The 13,597-nt window shown below is 63.3% G+C and carries 4 protein-coding genes and 1 tRNA gene; 2 read left to right on the forward strand and 3 right to left on the reverse strand.

From position 1 onward, the window contains the following. Nucleotides 1-73: 73 nt before the first annotated feature. The 3 genes from AC1ROT_RS21825 to AC1ROT_RS21835 form a co-directional block, all read right to left on the reverse strand. Nucleotides 74-8,824 (reverse strand): hypothetical protein, encoded by an 8,751-nt coding sequence (locus AC1ROT_RS21825; RefSeq protein ID WP_493001631.1) that lies wholly within the window; start codon nt 8,822-8,824, stop codon nt 74-76. Between the two features lie 661 nt (nt 8,825-9,485). Beyond that, entirely contained in the window at nt 9,486-10,427 is a 942-nt protein-coding gene (locus AC1ROT_RS21830; protein ID WP_492973203.1) for a UDP-glucuronic acid decarboxylase family protein, read from the reverse strand. 198 nt (nt 10,428-10,625) lie between these two features. Then, nucleotides 10,626-10,701: transfer RNA gene (locus AC1ROT_RS21835), tRNA-Glu, on the reverse strand. A 288-nt stretch (nt 10,702-10,989) separates the two neighbouring features. Here AC1ROT_RS21835 and AC1ROT_RS21840 point away from each other — a divergent pair. Then, nucleotides 10,990-11,766 carry a FadR/GntR family transcriptional regulator gene (locus tag AC1ROT_RS21840; RefSeq protein WP_493001633.1) on the forward strand — a complete coding sequence of 259 codons (777 nt, stop codon included), beginning with the start codon at nt 10,990-10,992 and terminating at the stop codon, nt 11,764-11,766. Further along, nucleotides 11,763-13,595 carry a gamma-glutamyltransferase family protein gene (locus tag AC1ROT_RS21845; protein ID WP_493001634.1) on the forward strand — a complete coding sequence of 611 codons (1,833 nt, stop codon included), beginning with the start codon at nt 11,763-11,765 and terminating at the stop codon, nt 13,593-13,595. Before AC1ROT_RS21840 ends, AC1ROT_RS21845 begins: the two co-directional genes overlap by 4 nt. Nucleotides 13,596-13,597: the final 2 nt, after the last annotated feature.

Genomic DNA, 13,597 nt, shown 5'->3' on the forward strand with positions numbered 1-13,597 from the left:
AGCATCACTACGTGAAGCTGTTCAGGGAGGCAAGACCATCATTGCTGATATCCTGCCTCCCTGAGCGCGCTTCTTAGTCGAGGGCTTCGAGCCAAGCCGAGATCTGGTCCGAACTCAGGACGTTGACCTGGGCCCCGGTGAAGGCATTGGCCTGGGTCGAGCTCAACTCGGTGATGTTGGTCGTCGTCAGGGACTGGATCGCCGTAGTCGAGATCGCCGCGATCTGGGTCGAGGCAAACTCGCTCATATCAGCGGTGTCGAGGCCGCCGATCTGAGTGCTGGTCAACGCCGCGATCTGCGTGCTGGCCAGGCCGGTGAGCTGGGTCGTGCTCAACTGGTTGAAGTTGGTCGTGCTCAGGGCCGCCACCTGCGAGGTGGTCAACTGGCTGACCTGGGTCGAGGACAGTTCCGCGATGAAGGTGGTGCCGGCGCTCGCAACCTGCGTCGTCGACAGCGCCTTGATCTGCAGAACACTCAGGGCAGCCACCTGGGTGGTGTTGAGCTGATCCAGGTTCGTGGTCGTCAGCGCCTTGACCTGCAGAGCCGACAGCTGGCTCACCTGGGTCGAGGAGAAATCACCGACGTCCGTGGTGTCGAGGTTGGCAATCTGGGTCGTGGTCAGTGCCTGGATCTGGGTGTTGGCCAGGGCCTGGAACTGCGTCGTGTCGAACTGAGCCAGATTGTCATCCGTCAGGGCCTGGAGCTGGGTGGTTGCCAGCGCGCCGATCTGGGTCGTGGTCAGGTCGGCCACATCCGTCGTCTCAAGGGCTGCGACCTGCGTGGTGGTCAGAGCCTTGATCTGCGTTGTGGTCAGAGCCTGCGACTGCGTGGTGTCGAGCGCCTTGACCGCCGAAGTGGTCAGAGCTGCAACCTGCGTCGCAACCAGGCCGCCGATGGCGGTCGTGGTCAGGGCCGCAGCCTGATCGGTGCTGAGCTGGGCCACCGAGGCGGTGGTCAGACCCTTGATCGCCGTCGAGCCGATGCCGCTGATGGCGGTCGTGCTCAGGGCGCTGATCAGCGTGGTGCTCAACTGACCCAACTGAGCCGCGGTCAGGCCACTGGCCTGGGTCGAGGTCAGTTCAGACAGCGCCGTGGTGCTCAGACCCGCCGCCTGGGTGGTGGTCAACTGACCCAGCTGCGTGCTGGTGAAGTCGCCGATCTCGGCCGTGGTCAGCGCACCCAACTGGGTGGTGGTCAGACCCTTGATCTGCGTTCCCGTCAGCGCCTGGAACTGCGTGGTGTCGAGCTGAGCCAGGTCGGTGCTTTCCAGGGCGCCGATCTGCGTGCTGGTGAACTGGCTCACCTGCGTCGACGTGAAGTCGTCGATGTCGGTGGTCTCCAGGTTGACGATCTGCGTGGTCGTCAGGGCCTGCAGCTGCAGATTGGTCAGCGCCCGTGCCTGGGTCGAGGTCAACTCGCTCAGGTTGGTACTGGTCAGTGACTTCACCTGCGTGGTCGTCAGGGCGCCGATCTGGGTAGTAGTCAGATCAGCCACGTCGGTGGTCTCAAGGTCGGCGATCTGCGTGGTCGTCAGAGCCTTGATCTGCGTGGTGGTCAGCGCCTGCGACTGCGTGGTGTCGAGGGCGTTGATGCTGCTGGTCGACAGCGACTGGATCTGCGCCGTGGTCAGGCCGGTGATGGCCGTCGTGGTCAACGCAGCAGTCTGGTCAGAGCTGAACTGGCCGATCTGCGTGGCCGTCAGGCCCTTCACCTGCGTCGAGTTGATGCCGCTGATCGCCGTGGTGCTCAGGGCACCGATCAGCGTCGTGGTCAACTGACCCAGCTGCGTGCTGCTCAGGCCGCCCACCTGCGTGGAGGACAGTTCAGCCACCGCCGTGGTGCTCAGGGCATTCAGCTGGGTGCTCGTCAGAGCGCCCACCTGCGTGCTGCTGAAGTCACCGATCTCGGCCGTTTCCAGAGCACCCAGCTGGGTGGTGGTGAGGCCCTTGACCTGCGCCGTCGTCAGCGCCTGGAACTGCGTGGTGCTGAGCTGCGACAGATTGGTGCTGTTCAGCGCGCCGATCTGCGTGGCCGTCAGCTGGCTCACCTGGGTCGATGTGAAGTCATCGACATCGGTGGTGTCCAGACCGGCGATCTGCGTGGTCGTCAGACCCTGCAGCTGCAGGCTGGACAGCGAGTTGACCTGCGTGCTGGTCAGCTGGTTCAGGTTGGTGGTGGTCAGTGCCTTAAGCTGTGTGGTGCTCAGCGCCTGTAGCTGCGTGGTGGTCAGGTCGGCCAGGTCGGTGGTCTCCAGACCCGCAATCTGCGTGGTCGTCAGACCCTTCACCTGCGTGGTCGTCAGACCCTGCGCCTGCGTGGTGTCGAGAGCGTTCAGCGCCGAGGTGGTCAGCGCCGCGACCTGCGTGCTGGCCAGGCCGCCGATGGCGGTCGTGGTCAGAGCCGCAGCCTGATCGGTGCTGATCTGGCCCACCTGGGTGGAGTTCAGCCCCTTGATCGCCGTCGAGCTGATACCGCTGACTGCGGTCGTGCTCAGGGCGCCGATCAGCGTCGTGGTCAGAGCGCCCAGCTGAGCCGCGGTCAGGCCGCTGGCCTGGGTTGAGGTCAGTTCAGACAGAGCCGTGGTGCTCAGACCAGCCGCCTGGGTGGTGGTCAGGGCGCCCAGCTGGGTGCTGGTGAAGTCGGCGATTTCCGCCGTCTCCAGAGAACCGAGCTGGGTGGTGGTGAGCCCCTTCACCTGCGTCGTAGAGAACTGCTGGAACTGCGTGGTGCTCAGCTGGCTCAAGTCCGTGGTGCTTTCCAGCGCGCCGATCTGCGTGGTGGTCAACTGACCGATCTGGGTCGACGAGAAATCCTCGACGTCAGTCGTATCCAGACCCGAAATCTGCGTGGTGCTCAGACCCTGCACCTGCAGGCTGCTCAGCGACTGGACCTGGGTGCTGCTCAGCTGGTTCAGGTTGGTGGTGGTCAGAGCCTTCAGCTGCGTGGTGCTCAGCGCACCCAACTGCGTGGTCGTCAGATCAGCCACGTCGGTGGTCTCAAGGCCAGCGATCTGCGTGGTCGTGAGTGCCTTGATCTGCGTGGTGGTCAGCGCCTGCGACTGCGTGGTGTCGAGGACGTTGATGCTGCTGGTCGACAGACCCGCGATCTGCGTCCCTGTCAGGCCCGTGATCGCCGTGGTGGTCAGCGCAGCGGCCTGGTCGGAGGTCAACTGACCGATCTGTGTGGCCGACAGGCCCTTGATCTGCGTCGAGTTGATGCCGGCAATCGCCGTGGTCGACAGAGCACCCACCGCCGTGGTGGTCAGACCACCAAGCTGCGTGCTGCTCAGGCCGCCCACCTGCGTGGACGACAGTTCCGACACCGCCGTGGTGCTCAACGAGCCCAGCTGCGTCGTGGTCAGGTAACCGATCTGGGTCGAGCTGAAATCACCGATCTCAGCAGTCTCCAGCGCACCGAGCTGTGTCGTGCTCAGGCCCTTGACCTGCGTCGAGGTCAGCGCCTGGAACTGCGTGGTGCTGAGCTGCGACAGATTGGTGCTGTTCAGCGCGCCGATCTGCGTGGCCGTCAGCTGGCCCACCTGGGTCGACGTGAAGTCGTCGATGTCGGTGGTGTCCAGACCGGCGATCTGCGTGGTGCTCAGACCCTGCAGCTGCAGGCTGGACAGCGAGTTGACCTGGGTGCTGGTCAGCTGGTTCAGGTTCGTGGTGGTCAGTGCCTTAAGCTGTGTGGTGCTCAGCGCCTGCAGTTGCGTGGTGGTCAGGTCGGCCACGTCGGTGGTCTCCAGACCCGCAAGCTGCGTGGTCGTGAGTGCCTTAACCTGGGTGGTGGTCAGACCCTGCGACTGCGTGGTGTCGAGAGCGTTCAGCGCCGAGGTGGTCAGCGCCGCGATCTGCGTGGCAACCAGGCCGCCGATGGCGGTCGTGGTCAGGGCCGCAGCCTGATCGGTGCTGAGCTGGCCCACCTGGGTAGTGTTCAGGCCCTTGATCGCCGTCGAGCCGATGCCGCTCACCGCCGTGGTCGACAGAGCGCCGATCAGCGTGGTGGTCAGAGCGCCCAGCTGCGTCGAGGCCAGGCCGCTGGCCTGCGTCGAGCTCAGTTCAGACAGCGCCGTGGTGCTCAGGCCTGCCGTCTGGGCGGTGGTCAGGGCGCCCAGCTGGGTGCTGGTGAAGTCGGCGATCTCGGCCGTCTCCAGCGCACCCAGCTGGGTGGTGGTGAGGCCCTTGACCTGCGTCGTGCTCAGCGCCTGGAACTGCGTGGTGCTCAGCTGGGCCAGGTCGGTGCTCTCCAGAGCGCCGATCTGCGTGGTGGTCAACTGGCTGATCTGGGTCGACGAGAAGTCGTCGATGTCAGTCGTATCCAGGTTCACGATCTGCGTGGTCGTCAGACCCTGCAGCTGTGCGGCACTCAGCGCCTGTGCCTGGGTGGAGGTCAACTGGCTCAGGTTGGTGCTGTTCAGCGAGCGGAGCTGCGTGGTGGTCAGCGCGCCCAACTGCGTGGTGGTCAGATCAGCCACGTCAGTGGTCTCAAGGCCAGCGATCTGCGTGGTCGTGAGTGCCTTGATCTGCGTGGTGGTCAGCGCCTGCGACTGCGTGGTGTCGAGAGCATTGATGCTGCTGGTCGTCAGACCCGCGATCTGCGTCCCTGTCAGGCCCGTGATCGCCGTGGTGGTCAGCGCGGCTGCCTGGTCGGAGGTCAACTGACCGATCTGTGTGGCCGACAGGCCCTTGATCTGCGTCGAGTTGATGCCGGCAATCGCCGTGGTCGACAGAGCACCCACCGCCGTGGTGGTCAGACCACCAAGCTGCGTGCTGCTCAGGCCGCCCACCTGCGTGGACGACAGTTCCGACACCGCCGTGGTGCTCAGCGAGCCCAGCTGCGTCGTGGTCAGGTAACCGATCTGGGTCGAGCTGAAATCACCGATCTCAGCGGTCTCCAGCGCGCCGAGCTGCGTCGTGCTCAGGCCCTTGACCTGCGTCGAGGTCAGCGCCTGGAACTGCGTCGTGCTCAGCTGGCTCAGGTTGGTGCTGTTCAGCGCGCCGATCTGCGTGGCAGACAGCTGGCTCACCTGGGTCGACGAGAAATCATCGATGTCGGTGGTATCCAGACCCGCGATCTGCGTCGTGGTCAGGCTCTGCACCTGCGTGGTGTTGAGCGACTGGAACTGCGTCGAGGTCAGCTGGTTCAGGTTCGTGGTGTTCAGAGCCTTCAGCTGCGTGGTGGTCAGCGCACCGAGCTGCGTGGTGGTCAGGTCGGCCACATCAGTGGTCTCGAGGCCCGCGATCTGAGTCGTGCTCAGGCCCTTGATCTGCGTGGTGGTCAGACCCTGCGCCTGCGTGGTGTCGAAGGCATTCAGCGCCGTCGTGGTCAGGCCGGCAAGCTGCGTGGCGGTCAGGCCGGAGATTGCCGTCGAGGTCAGCGCCGCCGACTGGTCGGAGGTCAGCTGGCCGATCTGCGTGGTGCTCAGGCCCTTGATGGCCGTCGAGCCGATGCCGGCAATCGCCGTGCTGGTGATGGTGCCGATTGCGGTCGTGGTCAGGCCGCCCATCTGCGCGCTGCTCAGGCCGCCCACCTGCGTGGACGACAGTTCAGCCACCGCCGTGGTCGACAGAGCATTCAGCTGCGTCGTGGACAACTGGCCGAGCTGGGTACTGCTAAAGTCGTTGACCTCAGCGGTTTCCAGAGCACCAAGCTGCGTCGTGGTCAGGCTCTTGACCTGCGTCGAGGTCAGCGCCTGGAACTGCGTCGTGCTCAACTGGCTCAGGTTGGTGCTGTTCAGCGCGCCGACCTGTGCCGTGCTCAGCTGGCTTACCTGGGTCGACGTGAAGTCGTCGATGTCGGTGGTGTCCAGACCTGCGATCTGCGTGGTCGTCAGGCCCTGCATCTGCGTGCTGTTAAGCGCCTGGAACTGCGTGCTGGTCAACTGGTTCAGGTTGGTGGTGCTCAGCGACTTCAGCTGTGTGGTGGTCAGCGCACCGAGCTGCGTGGTGGTCAGATCGGCCACATCAGTGGTCTCGAGACCCGCAATCTGCGTGGTCGACAGACCCGCGATCTGCGTGGTGGTCAGACCCTGCGCCTGCGTGGTGTCGAAGGCGTTCAGCGCCGTCGTGGTCAGACCCTTGATCTGGGTGCTGGTAAGGCCGGAGATCGCCGTCGAGGTCAGAGCGGCGGTCTGGTCGGAGGTCAGCTGGCCGATCTGTGTGGTGCTCAGGCCCTTGATGGCCGTCGAACCGATACCGGTGATCGCCGTGGTCGACAGAGCGCCCACCGCCGTGGTGGTCAGACCACCAAGCTGCGCGCTGCTCAGGCCGCCCACCTGCGTGGAGGACAGTTCCGACACTGCCGTGGTGCTCAGCGAAGCGAGCTGCGTCGTGGTCAGGTAACCGAGCTGGGTCGAGCTGAAATCACCGATTTCAGCGGTCTCCAGCGCGCCGAGCTGCGTCGTGCTCAGGCCCTTGACCTGCGTCGAGGTCAGCGCCTGGAACTGCGTGGTGCTCAGCTGGCTCAGATTGGTGCTGTTCAGCGCGCCGATCTGCGTGCCGGTCAGCTGCGACACCTGGGTCGACGAGAAGTCGTCGATATCGGTGGTATCCAGACCCGCGATCTGCGTGGTGGTCAGCCCCTGCACCTGCGTGGTGTCGAGCGACTGGAACTGCGTCGAGGTCAGCTGGTTCAGGTTGGTGGTGTTCAGAGCCTTCAGCTGCGTGCTGGTCACCGCATCGAGCTGCGTGGTGGTCAGATCGGCCACATCGGTGGTCTCAAGACCCGCGATCTGCGTGGTCGTGAGTGCCTTGATCTGCGTGGCGTCCAGCGACTGCGCCTGCGTGGTATCGAGCGCATTCAGCGCCGTCGTGGTCAGGCTGGCAACCTGCGTGGCGACCAGACCGTCAAGTGCGGTGGTGGTCAGCGTGGCCACCTGGTCGGAGCTCAGCTTGGCGACCTGCGCGGTGGTCAGGCCCTTGATGCCGGTCGAAGTGAGGCCGGCAAGCGCCGTGGAAGTCAGGGCGCCGATCTGCGTGGTGCTCAGCGAGCCGAGCGACGTGCTGGTCAGGCCGCCCAGCTGCGTGGACGTCAGTTCCGCCAGCGCCGTGGTCGACAGCGCCTTGACCTGCGTGGTGGTCAGCTGGCCCAGCTGCGTGCTGCTGAAATCATTGATCTCGGCAGTTTCCAGCGCACCGAGCTGCGTCGTGCTCAGGCCCTTGAGCTGCGTCGCAGTCAAAGCCTGGAACTGCGTCGTGCTCATCTGCGACAGATTCGTGCTGTTCAGCGCGCCGATCTGCGTCGAGGTGAACAGGCTGAACTGCGTCGAGGTGAAGTCGTCGATATCGGTGGTGTCGAGACCCGCGATCTGCGTGGTCGTCAGACCCTGCAGCTGCGTGGTGTTGAGGGTCTGGACCTGGGTGCTGTTCAGCTGGTTCAGAGCCGTGGTGCTCAGCCCCTTGAGCTGTGCGGCGGACAGGGCGCCGAGCGCCGTGGTGGTCAGCTCCGCGGCCTGCTCGGTGGAGAGCTGGCCGAGCTGCGTCGAAACCAGGCCCTTGACCTGAGTCGTGGTCAGATTGCCGATCGTGGTGGTGCTGAGGGCGCCGAACTGCGTGGAGGTCAGCGCGCCGAGCTGGGTGGAGGTCAGGCGAGCGGACTGAGTGGTGGTCAGTTCACCCAGCGCCGTGGTGCTGAGCTGCTTGATCTGGCCAACCGTCAGCGCGTTGATCTGCGTGGACGTGAAATCGCCGATCTCGGTGGTGTCGAGCGCCGCCAGTTGCGTGGTGGCCAGGCCCTTGATCTGCGTGGTCGACAGGCCGGCGAACTGGGTGCTGCTCAGCTGGTTCAAGTTGGTGGTGCTGAACGAGCCGATCTGCGTGGCGGTCAGGCCGCCGAGCTGCGTCGAGGAGAATTCCTCGATGTCGGTGGTCTCGAGGTTGCCGATCTGCGTCGTGGTCAGCAGGGCCAGCTGGGTGCCGGCCAGGGCCTGGGTCTGCGTGGTATCGAAGGCCGACAGCTGGGCCGCGGTCAGCGCGCGCAGCTGCGTGGACAGCAGCGCCTTCACCTGGGTGGTGCTGAAGTCGGCCACGTCAGTGGTGTCGAGACCCGAAATCTGGGTGGTGGTCAGCGACTGGATCTGCAGCGTGGTGATCGCCTGAGTCTGCGTGGTGTCGAGGGCGGCGAGGTTGGTGCTGGTGAGCTGGCGGAACTGGGTGGTGTACAGGCCCTTGATCGCGCTGGTGCTGAGCGCCTGCACCTGATCGGTGTCAAGCAGGCCTACCTGCGTGGTGCTGAAGCCCTTCACCTGCGCGGCATTCAGCGCGCTGAAGACAGTGGTGCTCAGGTTCTGCAACTGGGTGGTGGTCGCCGCCTGGAGGTGCGTCGACTGCAGACCGGCGACCTGCGTGGTGTTGAGCTGTTCGAGCTGGTCGGTGGTCAGCGCGCGGAACTGCGTGGTGGTGAGCTGGCCCAGCTGGGTCGAAGTGAATTCGGTGATGTCGCTAGTTTCGAGCGCGCCGATCTGCGTGGTGGTGAGCGCCTTGATCTGGTTCGAACCCAGTGCCTGGATTTGCGTGGTGTCGAGCTTCGAGATGTTCGTGGTGTTCAGCGCCTGCAATTGGGCCGAGCTGAAGACCGCGATCTGCGCGGCGTCGAACACGATCTGGTCGGAGGTGAAGTAGCCGACCTGGGTGGTGGTGAGCGCCTTCACCTGCGTGGTGAGCAGCGCATCGAGCTGTGTCGTGACCAGTTCTTTGATGGCCGTCGAACTGAGGGCCGCAACCTGCGTGCTCTTCAGCGCCTGAATTTCTGTGGTGTTAAATCCCTGGATGTCCGTGGTGTTGAAGTTGGACAGCGCGGTGACAGAGAGCAGAGCAATGCCAGACATGATTTAAGTCCCCCAGATAGCGCTTAGCGCTGAATTGAAATTTGCGTGATGGACGAACGGACCGGCGCGTCGGATGCCAGATGGCAGACGCGGCTCAGGTCCGGGAATGAAGAAGCTGAAGAAAAACGGTACTGATCGCGACTTCTGCTGAAAGGCAGGCGGATTCGACCGGATTTGCCGTCATAGAGCGAATGCGCAGCATGATGCTGCTTCGCGTGGTATCTCATGGCGTCGCTCACTTTCTGTAGCGGTTCGCAATAACATTCTGTACGCGCGAATAGGATTAGTGAGTTTGTTGCGTCAACGCAAGCGAAATCATGCACGCGGGAGTTTATCAGGGTGGCTGGGCTATATTTTTTGTACATCGCCCTCGCCTAAGCCCTGTGGATAACTGCAGTTATCCACAGGGTGATTTGCGGCGCTTTTCGGCCGTAATCGTCTCGTCACAGAGACAAATTAACCTTATTATTCCAAGTTGTTACTGAGGGCTGCCGTTCAGCCCAGACGAGGGCCGCCACCCAACCGTGACGCGAAATGCTGCGCTGCAGCATTTGCAACCAAGCCCGCCCGCTCTTCCGACATCACAACCGGGCGTATCGAGTGCTTTTGGGATGTAAAGCGGCGTAAAAATAAAGGAAAATATCCCTAATGGGCCTGCAGATCACAAAATGCTTCGGAAATACGCGATCGTTTCCTTGAGGCCGTCTTCAAGTGCGACTCGCGGCTCCCAGCCCAGATGCTGCCTGGCTTTGCTGATATCGGGCTGACGCTGCTTCGGATCATCCGAGGGAAGCGGACGGAAGACCAGTTTGGAGGATGAACCGGTGAGGCGCACGACGGCCTCGGCCAGCTCGATCATCGTGAATTCTTTCGGATTGCCGAGATTGATCGGACCGGTGACATCGTCGCCTGTTGCCATCAGACGCACGAAGGCTTCGATCAGATCGTCGACATAGCAGAAGGAGCGGGTCTGCTTGCCTTCCCCATAGATGGTGATGTCGTTGCCCTTCAGCGCCTGCACGATGAAGTTCGACACGACACGCCCATCGTTGGGATGCATGCGCGGCCCATAGGTGTTGAAGATACGCCCCACCTTGATCTTCAGGCCATGCTGGCGATGGTAGTCGAAGAACAGAGTCTCGGCGCAACGCTTGCCTTCGTCGTAGCACGAGCGCAGACCGATCGGATTCACATGGCCCCAGTATTCTTCAGTCTGCGGGTGAATCTGCGGATCGCCGTAGACTTCGGATGTCGATGCCTGGAAGATTTTCGCACGCACGCGCTTGGCCAGACCAAGCATGTTAATCGCGCCATGCACGCTGGTTTTCGTGGTCTGCACCGGATCGTGCTGATAATGGACCGGTGACGCCGGACAGGCGAGATTGTATATTTTGTCGACCTCGACGTAGAGCGGGAACGTCACGTCGTGGCGCATAATTTCAAAGCGCGGATTCTTCAGCAGGCTTTCGACATTGGTGCGACGACCGGTGAAGTAATTATCGACGCACAGCACATCGTTGCCGTCCTTCACCAGACGCTCGCACAGATGCGAGCCAAGGAAACCAGCACCGCCGGTGATAAGTACGCGTCCCGACTCCATCATGCTCGTCCCCTCCGGCGAATCCCCAGTCTTGCAACAACCGTAGCGAGCCACCTATCGGCGCACAAGCGCCATGCATGTCGGGGCAGACATCAACGGATGCCCTGTGCAAAGACCACAGCGCCGGAATGACCGGCGCGGCCATGGCGCCGCACGCGCATGAGCCGGGATGGAAGTGCAGATTGTCGCTGGCTGAGAAGCTGGCGACCCCAACGGGAGTCGAACCCGTGTCTTCACCGTGAAAGGGTGACGTCCTAGGCCTCTAGACGATGGGGTCGGCCTGTTGCACCGGCTGCCCGGCGCGACGCGGTGTGTAACCGCTCCGGCTGCACAAATCAATAGCCGCTGCCCCGCCAGATTCCGCAGACGTTCCAGCCCTTCTGGATGCCGGATTCTGGCATCCGCCGCCCGAGCTAGGCTTTGTACCAATTTTAATATTGGTTCGAATTTTCAGACCGGAATTGCCGGGAAAGGCAGCAAATCGCCTCGAAAATTGGCATTCAGAACAAAGATTTATGGTTGTTGCTCCGAACCATTTTGTTTTAGGTTCGAGAGCATGAACGACATGCTTCTCAAACAACCGCAACGTCGCAATGCCGCCGCCGACACGGTGGGACTGCTGCGCCGTTTGTTGCTGGAGCAGGCCAATGCACCGGAAAGCCCGCTGCCAACCGAGCGCAGTCTGGCCGCGCGCCTGGGCGTCAGCCGCCGCGTGGTGCGTCAGGCGCTGTCCGAACTGGAAGCCGAGGGCAAAATCTGGCGCCGCCAGGGCAAAGGCACCTTTATTGGTCCTGCCCCCTCCTCTTCTGCCCCGACGCTCAGCCGTCTCGCCAGCCGCACGAATTTCTACGAGATCATGGAAGTGCGCCTGCATATCGAGCCCAGCATCGCGCAGCTTGCGGCCCATCGCGCCAGCGCCGAGCAGATCGCCATGATCCGCAAGCTGGCCGAACGCGTCGCCACCGCCAGCATCGATACCGAACCGGCAACGCTGGAACGCTGGGACAGCGCGTTCCATCGCGCGCTGGCCGAAGCGGCCGGCAACCGTCTGTTTCTCGACCTGTTCGAAGTGATCGACAAGATCCGCTACGACGCCTCGTGGCAGAGCACACGTGCCCGCGCACGCACGCCCGATGGCAAGATGCGCTCGGCGCAGCAGCATCTCGAGATCGCCGAAGCCATCGCAGCCCGCGATTCCACGCGCGCCGCGTCGGTCATGCGGCAGCATATCGCATCGCATCAGGAAGCCCTGCTGAAAGCGATGAACAACGACCAGGGCATGACCGTATCGCCACTCGGCCAGCCAGGCAGCCTCAGCATTCCGGATTTAAAAGCACCATGACAAAGATTCCTTTCGCCTTTACCACGCGTCCGGAGATCAAGGGCAATTTCGGCGTCGTCGCCACCACACACTGGATCGCCTCTTCGGTTGCGATGGGCGTGCTCGAGCGCGGTGGCAATGCCTTCGACGCCGCAGTCACTGCAGGTTTCACGCTGCATCTGTGCGAACCGCATCTGAACGGCGCCGGCGGCGACCTGCCGGCGCTGATGTGGAATGCGAAAACCAAACGCATCGACGTGCTCTGCGGCCAGGGTCCCGCGCCGGAGAAGGCCACGATCTCGCATTTCAAATCGCTCGGCCTCGATCTCATCCCCGGCTCCGGCCTCCTTGCGCCCTGTGTGCCCGGCGCCGTCGATGGCTGGCTGCTGATGCTGCGCGACTACGGCACCATCGATATTGCCGATGCACTGGCGCCGGCCATTCATTACGCCAGCCAGGGCTGCCCGCTGGTGCCGCGCGTGATCGACACCATTGCCACCGTGCAGGATCTCTTCCGCAATGAATGGAAAAGTTCAGCGGCTGTCTGGCTCACCAAAGGCGGCGATCTGCCGAAACCTTACACCCTGTTCCGCCAGGAAGCTCTGGCCGAAACCTATCGCAAGCTGGCCAGGATCGGTAGCGAGCGCAGCGGCAGTCGCGAGCAGCGCATCGATGCCGTGCGCAGCGCCTGGCGCGAAGGTTTTATCGCCGAAGCCATCGATGCTTTCAGCACCGGCACCGAAGCCATGGATGCCTCAGGCCGCCGCCATCGTGGCGTGCTGAGCGGCAACGACATGGCGAAGTGGCAGGCCTATGTCGAAAAGCCGCTGACCTACGATTATCACGGCTGGACCGTGGCGAAATGCGGCGCCTGGAGTCAGGGTCCGGCCTTCCTGCAGCAGCTCGCGCTGCTGAAGGGCTTCGATCTCGCCAAGATGGACCCTGCCGGTCCCGACTTCATTCATACGCTCGTCGAAGCCTCGAAGCTGGCCTTCGCCGATCGTGAAGCCTGGTACGGCGATCCCGATCATGTCGATGTGCCGATGGCTGCGCTTCTCTCAGACACCTATAATGCGCAACGCCGCAAACTGATTGGCGATATGGCATCGCTGGAGTTGCGCCCGGGCGATCCCGTAGGCCAGGGCGCGAAGCTGACCAGCATCAAGGCCGGCGAAGCGGGCGGCGTCGGTGTCGGCGAGCCCACGGTTGGCCGCCTGGCCGGCAGCGATGGCGCCGTGAATCGCCGCGGTGCGGCCAGCGGCGACACCTGCCACATCGACGTAATCGACCGCTGGGGCAACATGGTATCGGCCACACCCTCGGGCGGCTGGCTGCAGAGTTCGCCGGTGATCCCCGAACTCGGCTTCGCCCTCGGCACGCGCGCGCAGATGTTCTGGCTCGAAGAAGGCCTGCCCAATTCGCTCAAGCCCGGCAAACGGCCGCGCACCACGCTGTCGCCGTCAATGGCGTTGCGTGACGGCAAGCCGGCACTGGCCTTTGGCACGCCGGGTGGCGACCAGCAGGACCAGTGGTCGCCGCAGATGTTCCTCAAGATCGCGCATCACGGCATGAATCTGCAGGAAGCCATCGACAGTCCAGCCTGGCATAGCGAGCACTTCCCCTCTTCCTTCTATCCGCGTGCCGCCAAGCCCGGCCATCTCGGCCTAGAAGGCCGTTTTGCGAAAGAAACCATTGAGGCGTTGAAGGCACGCGGCCACAAGGTTGAAGTCGGCGGCGACTGGTCCGAAGGGCGGCTCTGTGCCGCTGCCACCGATGAAACACCGGAAGGCACTCTGCTGCGCGCCGGCGCCAATCCGCGCGGTATGCAAGGTTATGCGGTGGGTCGCTGAAC

The sequence above is a fragment of the Ferrovibrio sp. GW821-FHT12E11 genome (assembly GCF_058806975.1).

Bases quoted from the DNA above. Each gene is read 5' to 3' on its own strand.
- AC1ROT_RS21825 (WP_493001631.1), bottom strand. From the start codon at position 8,824: ATGTCTGGCATTGCTCTGCTCTCTGTCACCGCGCTGTCCAACTTCAAC.
- AC1ROT_RS21830 (WP_492973203.1), bottom strand. From the start codon at position 10,427: ATGATGGAGTCGGGACGCGTACTTATCACCGGCGGTGCTGGTTTCCTT.
- AC1ROT_RS21840 (WP_493001633.1), top strand. From the start codon at position 10,990: ATGCTTCTCAAACAACCGCAACGTCGCAATGCCGCCGCCGACACGGTG.
- AC1ROT_RS21845 (WP_493001634.1), top strand. From the start codon at position 11,763: ATGACAAAGATTCCTTTCGCCTTTACCACGCGTCCGGAGATCAAGGGC.